This is a genomic window from Ruegeria sp. CJ3 (assembly GCF_056536725.1).
Genome location: NZ_JBQFQE010000003.1, coordinates 440,740 through 459,531, shown reverse-complemented (window position 1 = coordinate 459,531; position 18,792 = coordinate 440,740). Strand labels below are relative to the sequence as shown.

At 62.0% G+C, this 18,792-nt stretch carries 19 protein-coding genes; all 19 read right to left on the bottom strand.

The window, feature by feature from the left end; translation table 11 throughout:
• Positions 1 to 32 precede the first annotated feature (32 nt).
• Positions 33 to 923: an FAD:protein FMN transferase gene (locus tag ACR0J1_RS08085; RefSeq protein WP_480732075.1), complete on the bottom strand. Its 891-nt coding sequence runs from the start codon at positions 921 to 923 to the stop codon at positions 33 to 35.
• Positions 920 to 1,435, bottom strand: a complete 516-nt coding sequence (locus ACR0J1_RS08080) for a nitrous oxide reductase accessory protein NosL (protein ID WP_480732073.1) — start codon at positions 1,433 to 1,435, stop codon at positions 920 to 922. Before ACR0J1_RS08080 ends, ACR0J1_RS08085 begins: the two co-directional genes overlap by 4 nt.
• A complete protein-coding gene (locus ACR0J1_RS08075) occupies positions 1,432 to 2,253 on the bottom strand; it encodes an ABC transporter permease (RefSeq protein WP_480732071.1) in 822 nt (273 codons plus the stop codon). The genes ACR0J1_RS08080 and ACR0J1_RS08075 overlap by 4 nt, the downstream gene beginning before the upstream one ends.
• Entirely contained in the window at positions 2,250 to 3,143 is an 894-nt protein-coding gene (locus ACR0J1_RS08070) for an ABC transporter ATP-binding protein (protein ID WP_480732070.1), read from the bottom strand. The genes ACR0J1_RS08075 and ACR0J1_RS08070 overlap by 4 nt, the downstream gene beginning before the upstream one ends.
• The gene (locus ACR0J1_RS08065) at positions 3,133 to 4,389 is read right to left on the bottom strand and encodes a nitrous oxide reductase family maturation protein NosD (RefSeq protein WP_480732068.1); all 1,257 of its coding nucleotides are present in this window, start codon (positions 4,387 to 4,389) and stop codon (positions 3,133 to 3,135) included. Before ACR0J1_RS08065 ends, ACR0J1_RS08070 begins: the two co-directional genes overlap by 11 nt.
• A gap of 2 nt (positions 4,390 to 4,391) precedes the next feature.
• Positions 4,392 to 6,299, bottom strand: a complete 1,908-nt coding sequence (nosZ, locus tag ACR0J1_RS08060) for a TAT-dependent nitrous-oxide reductase (RefSeq protein WP_480732066.1) — start codon at positions 6,297 to 6,299, stop codon at positions 4,392 to 4,394.
• A 14-nt stretch (positions 6,300 to 6,313) separates the two neighbouring features.
• The gene (locus ACR0J1_RS08055) at positions 6,314 to 8,437 is read right to left on the bottom strand and encodes a 4Fe-4S binding protein (protein WP_480732157.1); all 2,124 of its coding nucleotides are present in this window, start codon (positions 8,435 to 8,437) and stop codon (positions 6,314 to 6,316) included.
• Positions 8,438 to 8,481: 44 nt separating this feature from the next.
• Positions 8,482 to 8,946 (bottom strand): DUF2946 family protein, encoded by a 465-nt coding sequence (locus ACR0J1_RS08050; RefSeq protein ID WP_480732065.1) that lies wholly within the window; start codon positions 8,944 to 8,946, stop codon positions 8,482 to 8,484.
• A 124-nt stretch (positions 8,947 to 9,070) separates the two neighbouring features.
• Positions 9,071 to 9,334, bottom strand: coding sequence for a hypothetical protein (locus tag ACR0J1_RS08045; protein WP_480732063.1), 264 nt, complete (start codon positions 9,332 to 9,334; stop codon positions 9,071 to 9,073).
• Positions 9,291 to 10,844 carry a cytochrome D1 domain-containing protein gene (locus ACR0J1_RS08040; RefSeq protein WP_480732062.1) on the bottom strand — a complete coding sequence of 518 codons (1,554 nt, stop codon included), beginning with the start codon at positions 10,842 to 10,844 and terminating at the stop codon, positions 9,291 to 9,293. The genes ACR0J1_RS08045 and ACR0J1_RS08040 overlap by 44 nt, the downstream gene beginning before the upstream one ends.
• On the bottom strand, positions 10,819 to 12,033 hold the full coding sequence (nirJ, locus tag ACR0J1_RS08035) for a heme d1 biosynthesis radical SAM protein NirJ (protein ID WP_480732060.1): 1,215 nt from the start codon (positions 12,031 to 12,033) through the stop codon (positions 10,819 to 10,821). Before nirJ ends, ACR0J1_RS08040 begins: the two co-directional genes overlap by 26 nt.
• A 3-nt stretch (positions 12,034 to 12,036) precedes the next feature.
• Complete coding sequence (ahbB, locus tag ACR0J1_RS08030; protein WP_480732058.1) at positions 12,037 to 12,519, bottom strand: siroheme decarboxylase subunit beta; 483 nt, start codon at positions 12,517 to 12,519, stop codon at positions 12,037 to 12,039.
• Positions 12,516 to 12,965: an Lrp/AsnC family transcriptional regulator gene (locus ACR0J1_RS08025; protein WP_480732057.1), complete on the bottom strand. Its 450-nt coding sequence runs from the start codon at positions 12,963 to 12,965 to the stop codon at positions 12,516 to 12,518. Before ACR0J1_RS08025 ends, ahbB (ACR0J1_RS08030) begins: the two co-directional genes overlap by 4 nt.
• Complete coding sequence (gene ahbB / locus ACR0J1_RS08020; RefSeq protein WP_480732055.1) at positions 12,962 to 13,951, bottom strand: siroheme decarboxylase subunit beta; 990 nt, start codon at positions 13,949 to 13,951, stop codon at positions 12,962 to 12,964. The genes ACR0J1_RS08025 and ahbB (ACR0J1_RS08020) overlap by 4 nt, the downstream gene beginning before the upstream one ends.
• Before the next feature lie 3 nt (positions 13,952 to 13,954).
• Positions 13,955 to 15,100: a cytochrome D1 domain-containing protein gene (locus ACR0J1_RS08015; RefSeq protein ID WP_480732053.1), complete on the bottom strand. Its 1,146-nt coding sequence runs from the start codon at positions 15,098 to 15,100 to the stop codon at positions 13,955 to 13,957.
• Positions 15,097 to 15,372: a c-type cytochrome gene (locus tag ACR0J1_RS08010; RefSeq protein ID WP_480732051.1), complete on the bottom strand. Its 276-nt coding sequence runs from the start codon at positions 15,370 to 15,372 to the stop codon at positions 15,097 to 15,099. The genes ACR0J1_RS08015 and ACR0J1_RS08010 overlap by 4 nt, the downstream gene beginning before the upstream one ends.
• A gap of 142 nt (positions 15,373 to 15,514) precedes the next feature.
• Positions 15,515 to 16,276: a uroporphyrinogen-III C-methyltransferase gene (cobA, locus tag ACR0J1_RS08005; RefSeq protein ID WP_480732049.1), complete on the bottom strand. Its 762-nt coding sequence runs from the start codon at positions 16,274 to 16,276 to the stop codon at positions 15,515 to 15,517.
• A 210-nt stretch (positions 16,277 to 16,486) separates the two neighbouring features.
• Positions 16,487 to 16,894 (bottom strand): cupredoxin domain-containing protein, encoded by a 408-nt coding sequence (locus ACR0J1_RS08000; protein WP_480529934.1) that lies wholly within the window; start codon positions 16,892 to 16,894, stop codon positions 16,487 to 16,489.
• A 50-nt stretch (positions 16,895 to 16,944) separates the two neighbouring features.
• The gene (locus ACR0J1_RS07995) at positions 16,945 to 18,735 is read right to left on the bottom strand and encodes a NapC/NirT family cytochrome c (RefSeq protein ID WP_480732047.1); all 1,791 of its coding nucleotides are present in this window, start codon (positions 18,733 to 18,735) and stop codon (positions 16,945 to 16,947) included.
• Positions 18,736 to 18,792 lie beyond the last annotated feature (57 nt).

The following is an 18,792-nucleotide window of genomic DNA, read 5'->3' as shown; positions in this document are numbered from 1 at the left end:
TCAGAGATTTTCCACGCAGGGCCTCCCTCCGTTCAGATCATCATCTCAATCCGCGCCTGCCCAAACCGGGCCAGCACTGCCGGGATTTCAGCCTCTGGTATCAGGCACAGCGCGGTTGACAGACCGTCGGCCGTAGCCGCTTGCGGGGCCGAGACCGAGATCGCCTGATGGGTCGGCCTTTGGCCTTGCGGGCCAAGGATGTGGCCCTGCTCGCCCCGCAGCATCGTGCCGCCGGGGGCCGAGGTGGCAACGGCGCGGTCCTGCAGTCTGATGCGCCGGATCACGCTGCCGTCAGGCCCTGCCAGCCCGATGCGCCAGGGGTCGCGCGTTGCGCGCTGGCCGAGGGCGGCGACCTCTCCCATATCGACCAGAACGTCGCGCAGGCCGTAGCTGCGCAGCAGGTCGGCGATGCGGTCGGTGATGGCCCCCTGTGCGATTCCGTTCAGGGTGATGGCCGACCGGCCCGGGTCGGGCAGACGGATCGCATCTGTGCCCACATAGACCCGGTTCCAGCCGATAAGCCGCCGGGCGCGGTCCACGTCGGCCCCGGTGGCCAGTGCCTGCCACAGCGGCTGAACCGTGGGATCAAATGCCCCGCCCGAGGCGTCGTGGATCGCCGAACACAGGCTCAGCAGGTTCAGCAGCTCGGGCGCAGGGGCCTGCAGCAGGCCGGTGCGGTTCAGATGGCTGATTTGCGAGGTGGGGCGGTAGAGGCTGAAGATCTCTTCAAGCCGGTTCAGCTCTGCCTCGACGGCGGCGAAGATCGGCGCGGCTTGTGCGTCCGACAGACCCTCAAGCCGCAGGCTGGCCGGTGCGCCCAGCGCGATGCCGGACCAGTGCGCGGCGCTGCTGGCGGCCGAGGCCGGGACCGCCGCACAGGCGGCCGAGATGGCAAGAAAGCGGCGGCGGGACAGCTGTGTCATTCCGGTGTCTCCAGAACCAGGGTCAGATCGACGGGGCCCAGAACCTCGGCGTCGGGGATGTCGGACAGGGACAGCGGCGCGCCGCCATACTCGCCCATAAAGGCCTCGGCCGCGGTGGGATCGCCAAACGGCACAACCTCGCGTGCGCCCATGCCGCCCGCCACATTGGCACCAACGACAAAGCTGGCCTCATCCGCGTTGATCCAGTTCGAGATACCCGGCTGCCGCCAGCTGGGCGCGACGCTCATGTCGCTGACATATACGGCGGTGATCTTGGCGTCACGTTCGGGGCTTTTCAGGTAAGCCACCATGTCGCGCACTTGTGCGAAAAACAGGGGCGCGGGGTAGCCTTCCAGATGGATCTGCCCCTTGGGCCCGCCATGTTCGGCGATGTTCATCTGGCAGAAAAAGCTGAGCGCGCCAGGGGTCAGGTCCACAGGGTCGGGGGCCTCGGCGACCTCTTCCTTACAGGCACTCAGCGCGATCAGGGCAATCAGGCACAGGCGTTTCATGGTTCGACCCTCCGGAACGCCAGCCGCGCGAGGGCAAAGCCAATCACCGGCCAGATCAAAAGCGATACAGGCGCGGCCCAGACCGGCAGGGCCTGCGCGGCCCCGGTCATGCCGGACGCCATAGCGACGCCTTCGGTTGCGGCGATGTTCCACAGACGGAATGCGTCGGCCGGGTTGGCCACCATCACCCATGGAAAGACGGATTGGGTGAAGACGCCGCCCTTGTCCATGACGACGGCCCCCAACAGGCCCAGATCATAGAGGACGACAAAAACCAGCCAGAGCCCGGCCGACAGACCCGCCGCCGCCGTGGCGCCCTTAGCCAATGCGGACAGCAGGTATCCCAGCGCCAGAAAGACAGCGCCCAGCAGGATGGATGTGAGGATCAGGCGCGCCAAGGCCATCAGGCTCTCGGGCCCCGCGCCACCGAAGAAGGCGGCCACCGCGCCTGCGGTGCCAAACCCCACGGTCATGGCAAAAGCCAGCGCCGCCAGATGGGCGGTGAATTTGCCCAACAGGATTTCTCCGCGCCCCGCGGGGTAGGACAACAATAGGGAAAGACTGCCCCGGTCTACGTCTCCGGCGATGGCATCAAAAGAAATCATCAGCGCCAGCAAAGGCGCAAGGTAGACCGACAGCGTGGTCATCGACGCGACCGAGACGGTCAGCATATCGACCCCTAACGTGCCGGTTGGCGCGCTGCCTGCAAAGGTCAGCGCCAGCGCGAACAGCACCATGATCAGCGTCGCGACCAGCAGCCAGCGGTTGCGGCGCAGGATCAGCATTTCGGTGCGGGTGATGGCGAGGAAGCGGGTCATAGCCTCTCCTCCTGTGCATAATGGCGATAGAGATCTTCCAGCTTGGGCGGAGTCATTTCGACATCCGCCACCGCATCGCCCAGTCCGGCGATGCGGCGCAGGGCCTCCATCTTGTCTTCAGGGGTGCAGAGCAGCTCCACCGACGCCCCGTTGATCCGGCTGCCACCCAGTTCGGCGGCCAAGGCGTCAGCGTTGGCACTGGCGCGCACTTTCAGGCGGATCGGCAGACCGGCCAGCGCAGACAGGTTGGTCAGCGTGTCATCGGCCACCATCCGACCCTTGCGCATGATGGCGATGCGGTCGGTCCGGGCCTCGACCTCGGTCAGCGCGTGAGATGCAATCAGAACTGCCGTGCCTTGCCCGGCCAATTCATCGATAATGGCGTACAAATCCTGCCGCGAGATTGGGTCCAAACCCGATGTGGGTTCATCCAGCAAGGCCACTTTCGGCTGACCCAGCAGAACCTGCGCCAGACCCAAACGTTGCCGCATCCCCTTGGAATAGGCCCCAATCCGGCGGTCGAGCGCATCGCTCAGGCCAACCCGCTCCAACAGGCCGGGTACATCCGCCTTCGCGCCCGACAGCTGGGCGAACAGGGTCAGTTGCTCGCGTCCCGTCAGCGCCGGATGGAACGACACCGCCTCGGGCAGATAAGCCGTCTCGCGCCGCGCCTGCGCGCTGCCGGGGGTGGCGTCTCCGATGCGAATGGTGCCACCCTCAATCGGGATCAGGCCGAGGATGGATTTGATCAGGGTCGATTTGCCGGCACCGTTATGGCCCAGCAGCGCGACTCGCTGACCGGGGGCAAGAGACAGGGTGATATCGTCAAGAACGCGGGTCTTGCCACGGTCCTTGCAGACTTGGTTAATCGTCAGGGCCTTATCCGTCATGAGGCACCTTTTTCATAGCTGGGGGTTCAGGGGCTTGCATCAAGGGATTGCTGTCCATCACACCGCCCGGCAACAGTGCCGGGAAGGCCGATTGCGACCAGCGCACCAGCTGCACGGCAGGCGAGCCAAGCAGCAGTTTGGCTGCGGGTTGGGTCCACAGCACATGGTCCATTGAATCGTTGGGGCGATAGGGGGCATCGGCCACGCCGTTGCCATCCACATCATAGGCGGCGAAATCGGACCAATAGTTTCCGCGCCCGTCTTCTGACCACTCGACCCATTTGGTCGAGACGTATTTCACCTGCGTCCGGTTGCCAACAAAGGCATTGCCGACGATCCGGTTGCGTTCACTGCCGGCGGTAAAGTGGATGCCGATGCCGCAACCTTCAAACCAGTTATCGGTGAATTCGTTCTTGTTCGAATTATAAAGGAAGGTGCATTTCTCTTTTGCACCTTTCACCACATTGCCGGTGATGACGCTCTTGTTGGCATAGTTCAGCATCACGCCATGCTCGCGGTCGTCAATCGACACATTGTCGGTGACTTTGACATTCGAGGTGAACATCACCGCATAGCCCAGATCGTTGCCGATCGAGACATTGTTGCTGACCACAGAATTGTCGGCATACATATAATGCACGGCAAAGCGCAGATCGCGGAACAGGTTGCCGGTGAAGGTGTTCTTCTTGGACGAGTTCACAAAAATCCCGTCGCGGCCATAACGGATGTCATTGCCTTCAACCATCGCACCCGGCGCGTTCCAGACATAGACGCCATTGCCGCGTTCGTTCATGCGCTGGTCTTGCCGCCCTTCGATCCGGTTGCCCCGGACGATACTGTCCTTGGCCCCGTGGATGTCGATGCCGTAAAGATTGCCCAGCAGCACATTATCCTCGATCAACGGCGCGGTGGCCGTCTTGGTCAGCTGGATACCGCTGTCGATCCCGTCATGGCTGTCGCCTGATCCGATCACCGTCAGCCCGCGCACGATCACGCCGGGCCCGGTCACGGTGATGACGCTGCCCTCACCCTGTCCGTCAATGGTGGCCTGTCCCAGCCCGTCAATCGTGACGGGCCGGTCCAGAACAAGCGTTTCGGTGTAAACACCGGGGCTCAGGCGGAGAGTGTCTCCATCCGCCGCCTGCGCCAGTATCTCGTTGATGGCCCCCGCCCGGTTGGGCACATCCCAGTCCGCCGCCCAAAGGGGCGAGCCGAGCAGGAGCGGTATGAGCAGGGACCAACGCATGTTTACGCGCTCCGCGGCTCAACGAACATCCGGCCGCGCATTTCCATGTGCAGCGCGTGGCAGAACCACTGGCAATAGAACCAGTGCACGCCCGGACGGTCGGCAATGAACGTGACCGAGGCGGTGGCCTGCGGTGCAACTTCCATCGCGACGCCGAAGTTCGACAGGCAGAAGCCGTGGGTCACGTCGTCCACATCATCCAGGTTGGTGACATAGACAGTGACTTCATCGCCTTGCTTGACGGTGAACTTCTCCATGCTGAACACAGGCGCAGTCGAAGTCATGTAGACCCGCACCTTGTTACCATCGCGGATCGGTTCCTCAGCGCCTTCGTCCAGATCGACGCCATCGGCCTCGGCCTGTTTGCGGGCCTCTTCCCACATCGGGTCGTTGCGATCCCAGACATTGACCGGGTTCACCTTCGACCGGTGTACGATGATCGAATCGTGCGGCTCGGCGAAGGTCGGGCCGTCATGGACCACCTTCATCTTGTCGCCCGAGATGTCGATCAACTGCTCGTTTTCAGGCTTCAGCGGACCCACGTTCAGGAAGCGGTCTTTCGAGAACTTGTTCATCGAAATCAGCCACTTGCCATCAGCCTCGGCAGTTTCACCCATCGAGGTCGAGTTGTGGCCCGGCTGATACTGCACGTCCACCTTGTCGAGGATCGGATCGACGTCCGAACCCGCATAGGCCTCAATCGCCTTGGCGATGTCCCATTTGACGATCTGGCTGTCCAGGAACAGCGTGGTATAGGCGTTGCCCTTGTTGTCGAACGCGGTGTGAAGCGGGCCGAGACCCAGCTGCGGTTCGGCAACGATGGCCGAGCGCGGATCGGCATCTTCGGAAAACAGCGCGTCGACCTTTTCCACATCGATCACGGACACGGTCGGCGACAGCTTCCCGTTGATCATGATGTGTTTCTTGTCGGGTGCTGCGTTCACGCCGTGGGGCGAGTTCGGGATCGGGATGTAGCGGGTGAACTTGTTGCCCGCGTCCTTGCGGCCGTCCACAACTTTGACGCCGTTCATCTCCTGATAGTTGCCCGCCTCGATACCGGCCTCAATCTCGGCCAGATTGAACACGACCACGTGGTCCAGTTCGCTCTCGGTCATCTCGGCCAGGTTCATACCCATTTCCGAGTTGTACGAGGTCGAGAAGGCGTATTTGCCCTGATAATCGCAGTCGGTGTTGTCGAGGTTGCCCGACACCATCACCTGCCATGCGATCTCCATCGTGTCGCCGTCAATCGCGGTGAAGATGTTCACGTATTGCGACGGATCGTCGAGGATCTGGCCGTCATTCACCAGCGGGGCCTCATGCTCACCATTGGCAAAGATGTAGCCGGTGCGCGGGTATTTCTGCGGACGCAGGCCGTGGATGTCATGCGCGTTCGGGATCTCGATGATCTTGTCGCATTTCATCACGTCACAACGCACACGGGCCACGCGGGTGTTGGCCTTGTCGTTCATGAACAGATAGCGGCCGTCATAGGTGCCATCGGTGAACGACATATGCGGGTGGTGAAGGTCGCCGTTGTCATAGGTGACCTTGCCGTTTGCGGCCAGGAAATCCTTGGTTTCCGGCAGCAGACCTTCGGTCAGAACCTTCAGCGATTCATTGGTCTGGCCCCAGCCTGTGGCCGAGCAGCGGTTGAACACCGGTACACGCATCAGCTCGCGCATCGAGGGCACACCCAAAATACGCAGCTCACCGGTCTGGCCCGAGGACCAGAAGCCGTAATACTCGTCCAGTTCACCGGGCTCCAGATGCTGCTTGGCTGCGGCGCTGGCCTCTTTCGCGGTCATCAGGGTCGAGCCGAGGCCCGTCCCAGCAATCACCGCGCCGGTTGCGGTCGCGCCCAGCATCCCGCGGCGTGTGATGTTCAGTTTCTTGTCATGTTCCGACATGATCGTCCCTCCTTTTAGGAAACGGTTTGCGGTTTGGCGTTCGGATGGTTCGCCGGTGGTTGTCCGAGCGGGGTCTTCATCTGGACCGACCCTGTCTTGGCCCGCCGTTTCAGCTGGCGGATAACGACGGGACATTTGTCCTCGGACTGATAGAGCACCTGACAATGCAGGCAGGTGACGCACTCGTTGGGGTTAATCTCACCGGTGGGGTGGATTGCCTGAACGAGGCATTCATTGGCGCAGGTCTGACAGGGGGTGCCGCAATCCTTGTAGCGGCGCAGCCAGTCGAACATACGAATACGGGCCGGGATCGCCAGCGCGCCGCCCAGCGGGCACAGATAGCGGCAGTAGAACCGTTCCACGAACAGCCCGATCCCCAGCAGGGTCAGCGCAAAGACCACAAACGGCCAGTCGCGCATGAATTTCAGGATGATCGCGGTCTTGAACGGCTCGACCTCGGCATAGGTTTCGGCCAACGGGATCGAGACAAAGCTGATCCCGAACAGCACCAGAAAGATCATGTATTTCGCAGGCCAAAGGCGTTCGTTCAGACCCCATGGCAAGGTCCATTGCGGCACCTTGAAGGCCCGTGCGATCTTGTTGGTCAACTCCTGCAACGCACCAAACGGACACAGCCAGCCGCAATAGGCCCCACGGCCCCAGAACAGCAGCGCGGCAGCGACGGCGAACCACTGGATGAAGACCAGCGGGTCCAGCAGGAAGGCATCCCACGAGAAGCCCGTGCGCAGGCTGCCCGCCAGCGCCATCAGGTTCACCACGCTCAGCTGCGCGTTGGCGTACCAGCCGATGAAGAACAGCGTCATGGTCAGATACCCGATGCGGAACCAGTAAAAGACCCGCGCATTCATGGTGGCATGGAACTGGAAGAAGAAGGTCGCGGTCAGCACCAGCAGCATCGCGCCCAGTACCCCGATTTCAACCGTGCGGTCCTTCCAGATGCGTTTCCACAACTCGGCTTTCGCTGCCGCCTCGCTGGTGGCGTCATCGACAACGACAGGGGCCGCGACGGGCAGCAGATACTGCTCGGGCAGTTTGTAGCCCAGATCGAAGGTCAGGAATGTTTTCTCAACCGCGCCCACGGCCCGCTGCGCCAGCAGTTGCAGGCGGAACGGCTCGGCGGGGTCGAACTCGGCATCGGCGGGGATCTTGAAGATGTCCAGTTCGGTGAAGCTTGGGGCATCAGGCGCAGCAACCTCGCCCAGACGGCGCTGCTGCTTGTCGAAGAACCGCACCGAGTTGTCGCCCTGGATCAACTGAATCCGGTCGAAAATCCCGCCCCGGACATAGCCCGAGCCCTTGAAGCTATAGGCCCCGCGCCCCAGCACCAGAATGGCCTGTTCGCCCTCGTCCAGCCAGTCGACCATGTTCTGATATTCGGCCTCGCCCAGCAGCGATTTGCCAATCGAGGGCACCGAGACCAGCGCCATATGCATGTCAATATAGGTGTCATCAGGTTCGCCGGGTTCAGGGCGCTTGATGGCGCGTTGATCGCCGGTGGCTTCAAACGCCGCATTGACCTGCCCGATATCCAGCGTCAGCCGCCGCACCGAGCCGTCGCCGGATAGGGTGGTCCAGTCATAGATGGCGTCCTGTGCCATATCGACCTCGCGCTTGGGCCCGTCGGCCTGCGCAGGCGCCAGCCCCCCCAGCCCCAGTGCGCGCGCCACCTTGATGCCGCCACGCACAAGACTGTCATCAATCACCATGATCGTGACGGTCGCACCCGAGATGATATCGAGGTCATGCCCTTCACCGCCCGTCTCGGCTTCAACCTTCAGGTCCAGCCCGGCATAGCCTTCGGTCAGCTCGACCATGCGGGAATTGGGAATGCCGATCAGCACGATCGGTTCGGAGTGTTTGACCAGTTGCACACCCGTCAGCACGGCCTCATCATCGATGGCGGCGACCACATGAATGGGCTTGCCGGAATACCCGGTGGTGCCGACGAAGTCAGAGGTCAGGAAGGCCCAGGCCACGGTCTCGCCCCCCTTCAGGACGGGCGCAACCATGACATCATCGCGCACCGGGCCAAAGGCATCGGCACCAGGTGCCAGATCGGCGGGATCAATCTCGGGCAAGAAGCTGGCAAGGCTGTCGGCATGGGCGCTGATCGCCATCAGGCAGGACAGGACAAAGGCCAGCAGGAAATGGATTGCGCGACTTACGACCACGGCGCACCTCCGGTAATTTGGGTGAACGCCATGGACGCGCGCGGGGCGCGTTCAGATTCTATTTGGATTGCGCACGGGGGTCCCCGGGTTTCGGGCCACAGCCAATTCGAATTGTACAAAACGGAAGATGTGCTGTTTTGAACCTGTACAAATCGGACGATTTCCGCGTGAGCCACCAGCGGCAGCTCTGGCATGGGTGCCGCGCCGGTGATCGCGCACAATGCGCAATCGGCGCATTTGGGGCAATACGCGGTCGGGTCTTCGGCACCCTCCTCAAGGTCGACCTCGACCCAGACCGCGCCGCCTTCCGAGCAGATCTCCACCCAGACACTTTCACCGGGACTCGCCAGCGCCGGCCCAAAGGTCTGCAACAACAAAAGGACGATGCCCGCCAACCCGACCGCCGCGCGAACCGCGCGGGCAGGGAGATTGTGCAATGGGTTCAGGGCAGGCATGGAGTCTCCGACTCGGGAAGCTATGCCTCTGTGGTATGGGATTCGCCTGGGTGGATACTTGACTTAGGTCATTTGCTTTCAGGGCGATCAAAAATTAATCGTATTCCTGGATTTGCATTTATAATCAATTATCTGCCTCATCCATCAATCCACGCACCCACCGTCCGGCCAGCCAAGCGGCGGGTATGCCCAAGGGGATTGACCACAGGATTGCGGGCACCGGACCGATCCCACCAAAGCCCAATCCGTGTGAGATCAGACCGGCAAAAAACAGGTTGATGGCCACGGTCAAAGCCGTGGCCGGGTAAAGCAAAACGGCCAGTTTCCAGACCGGCCATTTGCCCTCAGTGGCTGGTGCCTTCCGAGAAGGTGATTTTGTTCCAGACATTATACTTCCCAGAGGGTTTGCGCATCGGCAGGCGGCGCACTTCTTCCAGCGTCTGCGCGTCATAAACGATCACCGCGCCGTCGTCTTCCCAGATGGAAACCAGCGCGTGACTGCCATCCTTGGTGAACTCAACATGGGCCACGGTCTTGCCCGGCGCAGGGCGCAAAGTCTTTACGATTTCAAGGCTTTGCTTGTCGATCACATGCATCGCGTCCTTGTTCGGGCCAAAGAACACATCGGCCCAGACATATGGCGAATTCTCATGACTGCGCATGAAGAAACCGGGCCCTTCGGTCTTGATCCGCTTGACCGTTTCCCAGCTTTCCATATCGATCACCGACACGGTGCCATCGGTCAGATGCGGGGTCGCCATCACGGTTGTGTCACCATGTTTCCAGGTGATCCCCGAGCCCAAATGCGGCATCCCCGGCAGGTCCAGATCGGCCACCTTATGACCGATCACCAGATCAATCACCTGCCCGCCTTTGCCATCGCGCGAGGCACCCATGACGTATTCATAGCTCTGGTCGAAAAAGAAATCGTCCAGATAGTCAGGCGTGGTGATCTTGCGCACCGGGAACGGATCGGGGTTCTTGAACTGCCCCTCGATGCGAAAATCATGCCCCAGCCCGAATTGCGGAGGGTTGGCGCCGTAAAACACCTCCCAAATCTCGGGCACATCTTTCAGCGCCAGCACAAAGCTTTCGCGCGGCGGGGCCTGATAGACGGCAGAGACGCGGCTGGGAACGCCTTTTTTACTTTTGACTTCAATGACTTTGGCCACCGACAGATCTTCTGTCGACAGCAGCGTCAGCGAGTTCGGCAGGTAATTCGCCACGGCGACCCATTTGCCATCTCCCGACATGGCGATGTTGCGGCTGTTCAAACCCGCGCGCACCCGGCCCACCTGTTTCAGCGCCCAGATGTCATATTTCTGCACCCAGCCATCGCGGGACATGATGAAGACATAGCGCCCATCGGGGCTGAACTTCGGCCCGCCATGCACGGCAAAAGGCGTCTCGAACCGGTCCAAAACCTCGAACGTATCCCCGTCCAGCACGCTGACATGGTGATCCCCGGTCTCAACCGCCAGCGTGATGTTCATCGGATCGCTGTCCCAGACGGGTGCGTCCACCGGCGTATAGTCCTCATCCAGAGTACGGCTGGCCATGATTTCGGCCTCACCCCAGTTCGGGTTGGTTTCCAGCGGGGATTTCAGCCACCCCGCCAGTTCCTCGATCTGCAAAGCGTCCAGTTCGTGCGAAAACGCCGGCATCTGCGTCGCTGTCCGCCCCTCAGCAATCACCGCCGCCACACGAGGTCCCCTCATCCGTTTCAATGTCTCAGGGATCAACGCAGGACCAACGCCGCCCAACCGGTTCTCGCCATGGCATGAGGCGCAGAATTCGGCATAGTCCGATGGAGCATCGGCCCAGGCTGCGCCCGTCAGCAAGAGCGAGCAAAATGCACTGATTTTCAGGGTGTTAAAAGAACTGATGCGCCGGATCATGGCTTTTCCCCCGGAACGGCGTGACCTGCAGGCGCTCGCCTGCATCTTCAACACCGATCTCTTGATTTGACAGATAGCAGGCCGGGTCCTCGGCCCACGGATCGCCGGTCAATTGCAACGCCCGAATACGGGTATTGCCGCCGCAGACGTCCTTGAGCTGACAGGCCCCGCAGCGCCCTTTGAGTGGGCGCGGACGGGTGCGCAACATCGCCAGCATCGGGTCATCGCTGGTCCACAGCTCGGAAAACGGTTTGGTCTTCACATTGCCGACCGTGTAATCGGACCAATAGGTATCCGGATGCACGCGGCCCAGATTGTCGATATTGGCCACGCCCAGCCCGCTGGAGTTTCCACCCCACGCCGCCAGATGCTCTCGCACATGCGCTGCCTTATCGGCGTCGAAATGCGCCCGGACCCAGTTCAGGAAATACCCGGCATCGGCATCATTGTTGCCGGTCACGATGTCCAGCGGGCGGCCACCGGATGCGGCCTCCCACGCGCGTTCCAGCAGCAGGTCCAGACCAGTGCGGGTGCGCAGATGTTCGGCATCCTCGCCCCGGTTCTTGTCGCCGCGCCCGGCATAGACAAGGTGGGACAGGTAGAACTTGTCGACACCCTCGTCATCGCACAGCTTCAACAGGTCGGGCAGATGATGCTGGGTGCCTTCGGTCAAGCAGAAGCGCAGGCCCACCTTGATGCCGCGTTTCTTGCATTCACGCACGCCGCGCAGGGCATCGGCAAAGGCACCTTCGACGCCCCGGAACCAGTCATTTGTGGCCCCGATCCCGTCCAGAGAGACTCCGACATAGTTGAACCCCACATCGGCGATCATGTCAGCGGTTTCATCATAAATCCGGGTGCCGTTCGTGGACAGCGCCAGCATCGGCACCAGGTCACGCGCACGTTTGGCAATGTCGAAGAAATCGAACCGGTCCAGCGGCTCCCCACCCGAGAGGATCAGGGCCGGGACGCGAAATTGGCCCAGATCCTCAAGGGTTACCATGGCTTGCTCGTGGCTGAGCTCGCCGGGGAAGGCCACATCCGCCGAGACGGTGTAGCAATGGCGGCATTTCAGATTGCAGCGCCGGGTCAGGTTCCAGATTACCACTGGCTTCACGGGACCGGGGCGGCGTTTGCGCACCGGGGTCGGTTTGACCAGTTGGTGCATGTATTCGGTCAGGCGGAACATATCTCAGCCTTTCGTTTTCAGGCGCAGCCCGGTCTTTTTCAGGATGCGCGTGGAATAGAGGATGTCTTTCGCCCGGCAGGCCTCACCAAGGATGGCCGCGATTTCGGCGCGTTTCTCCTCGACCTCGGCCCGGTCGGTACCATGGACCATGGCAAACAGGTTATAAGGCCAGTCGGGCAGCGCGCGGGGGCGTTCATAGCAGTGGGTGACGAAGGGCAGAAGGCCGATCTGGGTGCCCATCTCGGCCACCTGATCATCCGCCACATCCCACACGGTCATCCCGTTTGAGGTCATGCCCAGCTTGTAGTGATTGGGGGCCGCCGCGATACGCCGGATCACGCCGCGCGATTTCATGTCGGCGAGACGGAACATCAGGGTGTCTTCGTCCAGACCCAACCCTTCTGCCACCTGCGCGTAAGGCGCGGGCACCAGCGGCAGGCCGCCTTGCAGCGCCTCGATGATCTCTCTGTCTTTTGCGTCGATCATGCCGCCACCCGGAAGCCGATGAAGAATTCCTGAAGTTTGGGGAATTGCAGGACCGCGATCCCGGTTTCCCGTTCGATAGCCTCGGCTGCGGTTGCGACCCCCTCGGGTGTTTCGGTCGCCAGAACGAACCACATATTCAGCCGGTGCGTGCGCTCATAATTATGTGCGACCTCCGGATGCGCATTGACTTTGGTTAGGACGGTTTCGAAATCCTGCGGAGGTACCGCCATTGCGCACAGGCAAAACGCCCCACCCATGGCGGCGGCGTCGAAGAAGGGGCCAAAGCGGGTGATAACGCGGTCCTCTTTCATGCGGGTCAGACGGCTCAGAAGCTCGGTTTCCGCGATCCCCAACTCCTCGGCGATCACCGCGTAGGGGTGCGAGGTCAAAGGCAAGTCGTCCTGCATCCGGTTCAGGATGGCACGGTCTATGTCGTCGAGTGTCATGCCGCCACCTCTTTCGCCTGAATCAGTGCGCCGGTTTGCTTGAAGCAGCGGGTCGAGAACAGAACCTTGTGTCGGGCCCCTGCCATCTCGGGCAGCGCCGCGGCCCCGGCCAGAACCTCCATCGCCTCGGGGCGAGAACGCGCATGGATCATGGAATAAAGACGATAGGGCCAGACGCCTTCGACCGGGTTGCGCTCATAACAGAGCGTCACTCCGGGATGGGCAGCCAGCGCCGGACCGGCGGTGCCGACCTGATCGGCGGGCATGTCCCAGACCACCATCGCATTGGCGGACCAGCCCAAAGCGCGGTGGCGCACGATGACACCCAGGCGCGAGATGATCCCGGCCCGGTGCAATGCCTCGATCCGCTCCATCACATCGACCATGCTGCGGCTCAGGGACCGGGCCAGTGCAGCATAGGGTTCTGCGACCAGTGACAGCCCGGAACTGAGCGCCTGTAACAAGGGCCGATCACCGTCCTGCATGGCCGAGCGGTCCACCTTGCGCGGGCCGGGTACGTTGCGGGTCTCCCCCGACATGCGAAAGCCCAGATCGACGTTGAACGGGCGCACCAGCCGCAGGTCCAGAACCCGCAACCCGGTGCGTTGGCTGATCCGAGCAAGCGTTTCGTTCACATGCGCGCGGTCCGGGCCGGTGGCCACGAACCAGAGGTTCCAGTCATCCTCGCGCTGGTAATTGTGGTTCACACCGGGTTCCGCGTCGATCAGGGCAGCAACCTTTTCCAGTCGCGCGTCAGGGGCGGCGACAGCGGCAAGGGTGCTGGCGGATACCGCGCCGGGAGCAATGGTCGCGCCCACCCGGGTGATGCGCCCGGTCTTGCGCATGCGCGTCAGCCGGTCGAGCACTTCGGCCTCCTCCAGACCAAGCGCGTCGGCCAGAACCTGAAACGGGCGCGTGGTGATGGGGAAATCGCGCTGGAACTCGTCCAGCAGACGGCAATCGATGGGGTCGGTGATGTGTTGCATCGCTTACAGCCCCGTTCTGTGCGCGCGGGCGGTGAAGAAGATGCCCGAGGGGCTGTCGGCGTCGATCTCGCGCAGTTTCTCGAAGCTCTGCGTGTCGTAGACCATGACCTTGTTGGCATCGCGCACGCTGATCCAGACCTCATGCCCGCGTGGTGTGAACTCCATATGCAGCACGGCAGGGCCGGGTTTGAACTCGTGGATGATCTGTTTGCTGACGGAATCGATCACCTGGATCGTGTCGTTCAGCGGGTGGGCAAAGTTGACCCAGACCTGCCGCCCATCAGGCCGTGCCATGGCAAAGACCGGCTGGCCGTGGGTCTGCGTGCGCCCGGTCTCGGTCAGGGTGTCGGCGTCGATCCACAGAACCTCGTGGTGGCCAACGGCGGGGAGGACGAATTCGCGGCCTGTCAGCGCCCAGCCTTCCAGATGGGGCATTTTGTAGACCGGCATCTCCTCTTGCCCGCGCCCATAGTTGGGCAGCACGCGGATCGGTTCGGGCGTCTCGGCCCACAGGTCCAGTGCGGTCAGGCCATCTTCGCCAAACAGGCCCGTGATGTAGGTGCGACCATTGGCGGTGATCAGCGCGTCATAGGGGTTTTTGCCCATGTCGGGGATTTTGGTGATCTCGGGCGCGCCCTTGGCGAAATCGGCAATCCAGGTCTCGCCCGTATCCCACATGGTAAAGACAAACCGGCGGCCCGGCGCGTCGACCAGACCGATGGTTTTGCTGTCGGTGGGGATGTCGGCGACCATGTCCAGCGTGTCCGCATCAAAGACGCGCACGCCGCCGGGTTCATAGTTCGACACGGCGACCAGTTTACCGTCATCCGAAATCGCACCGCCGATGGCATTGCCAGCCTGCACCACGCGGTTCACGATCTGACGGGTGACGATATCGACCTTGGTCAGCCCGCCGTCACGGCCGAAGACATAAGCAAAGCGTTCATCGGGCGAATAGACCAGCGAGGCATGGGACAAATCGCCCAGCCCTTCGATCCGGGCCAGCGCGGCGCGGTCGGATTGATCGACCAGCAGGACCGAGCCCTTGGCGCGTTCGATCACAAGTCCCAGATCTCCGGTCGCTGTCGGTTCCGCCTGTGCGGTGGTCATCAGCAGGGTAGCGGCGAGTGTGAGGATAAGCTGTTTCATTGTGCCTCCTGTGCCAGCAGGTAACGGGCGATCCATTCGGCCTCTTCTTCACTGATCAGGGGCCGCCATGGGGGCATCGCGGTGTCGGGGATGCCGTCGAGGATCACGCCGGTCAGAACCTCGGCGTCATAGTGTTCAAGGGTTTCGGACCGTAGGTCGGGGCCGAGGCCGCCTTTCAGCGACAGCCCATGGCACGAGCCGCAATCCTGATGAACAAGGCGTTTCAGGGCGTTGGGGTCGAGTGTGTCTGCAGCAAAGGCTGTTGTGGCCACAAGTACTGCGGTTGTAAGAACAGCGCGCGCGGTCCAACCGGATCGCCCGGCGGCAACGCCGGGCCGCGCCCGACCCTCCCCCCGGGAGGGCGCTTCTCGCCCACCCAGGGTCGGGCGCGACCCTAATTTCTTAGAGCCAAGCTTAGCCATGAGCCTGCTCCAGTAACTCAGCCACAGGCTGTTCTGCGTATAGCGAAACCACCTTGCCGATGATGAACAGCGTGGGCGCTTTAAGATCAGCCTCGCGCACATCCGCCGCCAGCCGGTCCAGTCGGGACACCATGCGGCGCTCGTCCGGGGTGGTGGCTTTGCCGACGGCCAGAACGGGGGTCGAGCCGGGCAGGTTCTCGGTCATCAGCCCCATGGCGATCTGGCCGATATTGGCCACTCCCATATAGACGACCAGCGTCGAGTCGGGGTCGGCCAGGCGTTTCCAGTCCAGATCCAGCACCTTGTCGGCCTGACGGTGCCCGGTGACATATTGCACCGAGGTCGCCAGCCCGCGATGGGTCAGCGGCACGCCGGTCGAGCAGGACGCGCCCTGAGCCGCCGTGATCCCCGGCGCGTATTCGACCGGGATGCCGTTTGCCATCAGGTGGGCAGCCTCTTCCGAGCCACGGCCAAAGATCATCGGATCGCCGCCTTTCAGGCGGGCAACTGTGTGACCGGCGCTGGCTTCTTCAACGAGGATGTCATTGATACGATCCTGCGGCACCGTATGACACTTGGGGGCCTTCCCGACGGGGATCAGCCGCGCGCCATCCGCGTGCAGGTTCAGGATATCGGCCGAGACCAGACGGTCGTAAACCACCACATCCGCCTCTTGCAGCATCCGCAGGGCGCGCAGGGTCATCAGTTCGGGGTCTCCGGGACCTGCGCCAATCAGAAAAACCTTACCGCTCATGTCTACACTCGCTTGTTCTGAAACTCTGCCGCGCCCGGTCCGTCCGGCAGGCCCTGCGAACAAAGGGGCAGGACGGAGGACGTTGCTGGGTGAACCGGGCGTGTCATAGGGGCAGACTGGCGGAATCGAAAACAAACCTCCTTGACTAAAGTTAAGGAGCGCGGGTTTTGCGCCCGCGCTCCTCTTTCGTGCCTGTATGGTTGCCTCGGCTTAGGGTTCGACGGTGATCATTCCGATCATGTTCTGTGTCTCCCAATGCGGCCCGCACAGGTAATCCTGCGGGCCGGGAGTGAGGAAAGTCATGTCCACCGATTCCTCGGGAAACAGCCGGTCGCTTTCGGGTTCGCTGCCGTCTTTCAGCAGAACCGAATGGCTGGTGCGTTTGTCGACGTTCACCCAGCGTACCGTGGTGCCTGCCTTGACCGTCAGTTCAACCGGGCAAAAGAGGTATTTGTACATCAGCACCACCTCGGCATCTTCGACCGCCGATGAGGGCTGGCCGAACAGTTCGACATAGCGCTCTTCGGCCTCAGCGCAGGTGGCGGCGATGTCGTCATCTGCGGCCAGCGCGGGGGACGCCAAAAGCAACAGCGCGGGAAGAAGGTGTTGGGGTTTCATCGATCACTCCTCTTCTTGTGGAAAGGGGCCGGATTGCCCGGCCCCATCCTTTATTGTTTGACCACGTTAATGAAGGCGCTGTCATCATCCAGCGCCAGGCTGGTATCCAGTGTAACATGGTGGAACCGCGCGGCGGCAAAGTCATCGTGGATGGCAAACCCAACCGTGTAGGTTTTGCCCGCCTCCAGTGGCACATCACCGGCTGCGCCCGAGTTCAGCGGCCGGGTGAAGACCACCGTCCAGATGCCGCCGTCAAGGCTGGCCGAGGCGGCGATCTCGCCGTCATTGACCACGCGCTGTTCCAGCAGATACCCGTTGGTGGCGCTGCCATCGGCATAGACACGCATCAGGTCCAGATAGGTGCCGTCGGCCAGATACTGCTCGATCTGTTCGGCGGCGTGCAGCTTGTCCCAGCCGCCCATCGGCTTGCCGCGGCGGCCTTTGGTGTCGACCTCGGTGCGGCTTTCGCTGATGTATTTGGTCACCGTATCCTGCGCGGTCAGACGGCCCGATACATCCCCGTTGGCGGCAATTGCGTCCGCCTCTGGCGCGAAGGGCATATAGGTATTGTCTGCGTGGCACGAGGCCCAGCAACCCACCTGATCGCCCATTTCGATGCCAGTGCCGGTGATCATCATCGCCACTTTGATCTGGTTCTCGGGGTCCATCTTGCCGCCATCGACGAAGGGTACCGGGTTGTGGCCCGCATCCGGCCATTGCAGACGGATATACAGGTTCTCGTCATCATGGGCCGCTTGCACGGTCGCATCGATAACGCCACGCTTACCGGGGATCGGCGTTGGTTCCAACTCGCCACCGGCGACGATCTTGTTGCCGATCGCATCCAGTTCCTTGGCGTGACAGGTGGTGCATTGATCACCGCCCTTGGTCAGCGGACGCGCACCGCCGTGGAACTTGCCGTTCTGCACCCATTCAAACGAAGCCTGACCGGGGTAGAACAGTTTCATGTCGGCGCTGGCAACCGCGTTCCAGTCGAAACTGGTCGCGACTTCGCCGCCGCCACCGCCGCCTGCGGGCGCTGCGGCTTCCTCGCCAGCGGCCTTGGCGCGTTCTTCGGCCACAGCTGCATCAACGGCGGCTGCGATCTGCGCCTGCACGGCCTCTTGCTGCGCTGCGCGGGCGGCTTTCTCAGCCTCGGCTTCAGCCGCTTCCTTGGCTTCGATCCGCTCAAGGCTGGCCAGATATTCGGCCGGGATCTCGCGGATAAAGTCAGGGTTCGGGGCTTCGAGTTTTTCCAGATACTCTTCCTCGGCCCGGTCCCGCGCATCCGAGTGTGCAATCCCCTTGTGACAGTCAATACAGGTCTGGCCCACGGTCATCGCGTTCAGGTGCTGCTGACGTGCGCGGGGTTTCTGGAACTCGGGCATCATCGATTCGAAATCGTGACAGTTGCGGCATTCACGCGAGTCGGTGGCCTTCATCCGCTCCCATTCGTTCATGGCCAGATGCACGCGCTTGGCTTCGAATTTCTCACGCGTGTTGATGGTGCCGACCATCTTGCCATAGAGCTCTTTGCTGGCCTTGATCTTGCGGATGATCTTGTGCGTCCAGTCTTTGGGCACGTGACAGTCGGAGCAGACGGCACCGACGCCAGACCGGTTCACGTCATGGATCGTGCCGGTGTATTCTTCGTAGACGAAATCGCGCATCTCGTGGCACGAGACGCAGAATTCTTTGGTGTTGGTGGCTTCCATGGCGGTGTTGAACCCGCCCCAGAAGATGATGCCGGCGGCAAAGGCCGCGGCGATGCCGGCCACGGGCATTCCCCACAGGAAATACCGGCGCCAGATTGGTTTTTTCTTTTCCGGTTCGGAGGTCATATCCGGTCTCCGTTGGCTTTCTTCTCTGGCCTTCGGTGTCAGGCCTGTGGATTTGGC

Bases quoted from the DNA above. Each gene is read 5' to 3' on its own strand.
- ACR0J1_RS08085 (WP_480732075.1), bottom strand. From the start codon at position 923: ATGACACAGCTGTCCCGCCGCCGCTTTCTTGCCATCTCGGCCGCCTGT.
- ACR0J1_RS08080 (WP_480732073.1), bottom strand. From the start codon at position 1,435: ATGAAACGCCTGTGCCTGATTGCCCTGATCGCGCTGAGTGCCTGTAAG.
- ACR0J1_RS08075 (WP_480732071.1), bottom strand. From the start codon at position 2,253: ATGACCCGCTTCCTCGCCATCACCCGCACCGAAATGCTGATCCTGCGC.
- ACR0J1_RS08070 (WP_480732070.1), bottom strand. From the start codon at position 3,143: ATGACGGATAAGGCCCTGACGATTAACCAAGTCTGCAAGGACCGTGGC.
- ACR0J1_RS08065 (WP_480732068.1), bottom strand. From the start codon at position 4,389: ATGCGTTGGTCCCTGCTCATACCGCTCCTGCTCGGCTCGCCCCTTTGG.
- nosZ (WP_480732066.1), bottom strand. From the start codon at position 6,299: ATGTCGGAACATGACAAGAAACTGAACATCACACGCCGCGGGATGCTG.
- ACR0J1_RS08055 (WP_480732157.1), bottom strand. From the start codon at position 8,437: ATGGCGATCAGCGCCCATGCCGACAGCCTTGCCAGCTTCTTGCCCGAG.
- ACR0J1_RS08050 (WP_480732065.1), bottom strand. From the start codon at position 8,946: ATGCCTGCCCTGAACCCATTGCACAATCTCCCTGCCCGCGCGGTTCGC.
- ACR0J1_RS08045 (WP_480732063.1), bottom strand. From the start codon at position 9,334: ATGTCTGGAACAAAATCACCTTCTCGGAAGGCACCAGCCACTGAGGGC.
- ACR0J1_RS08040 (WP_480732062.1), bottom strand. From the start codon at position 10,844: ATGATCCGGCGCATCAGTTCTTTTAACACCCTGAAAATCAGTGCATTT.
- nirJ (WP_480732060.1), bottom strand. From the start codon at position 12,033: ATGTTCCGCCTGACCGAATACATGCACCAACTGGTCAAACCGACCCCG.
- ahbB (WP_480732058.1), bottom strand. From the start codon at position 12,519: ATGATCGACGCAAAAGACAGAGAGATCATCGAGGCGCTGCAAGGCGGC.
- ACR0J1_RS08025 (WP_480732057.1), bottom strand. From the start codon at position 12,965: ATGACACTCGACGACATAGACCGTGCCATCCTGAACCGGATGCAGGAC.
- ahbB (WP_480732055.1), bottom strand. From the start codon at position 13,951: ATGCAACACATCACCGACCCCATCGATTGCCGTCTGCTGGACGAGTTC.
- ACR0J1_RS08015 (WP_480732053.1), bottom strand. From the start codon at position 15,100: ATGAAACAGCTTATCCTCACACTCGCCGCTACCCTGCTGATGACCACC.
- cobA (WP_480732049.1), bottom strand. From the start codon at position 16,276: ATGAGCGGTAAGGTTTTTCTGATTGGCGCAGGTCCCGGAGACCCCGAA.
- ACR0J1_RS08000 (WP_480529934.1), bottom strand. From the start codon at position 16,894: ATGAAACCCCAACACCTTCTTCCCGCGCTGTTGCTTTTGGCGTCCCCC.
- ACR0J1_RS07995 (WP_480732047.1), bottom strand. From the start codon at position 18,735: ATGACCTCCGAACCGGAAAAGAAAAAACCAATCTGGCGCCGGTATTTC.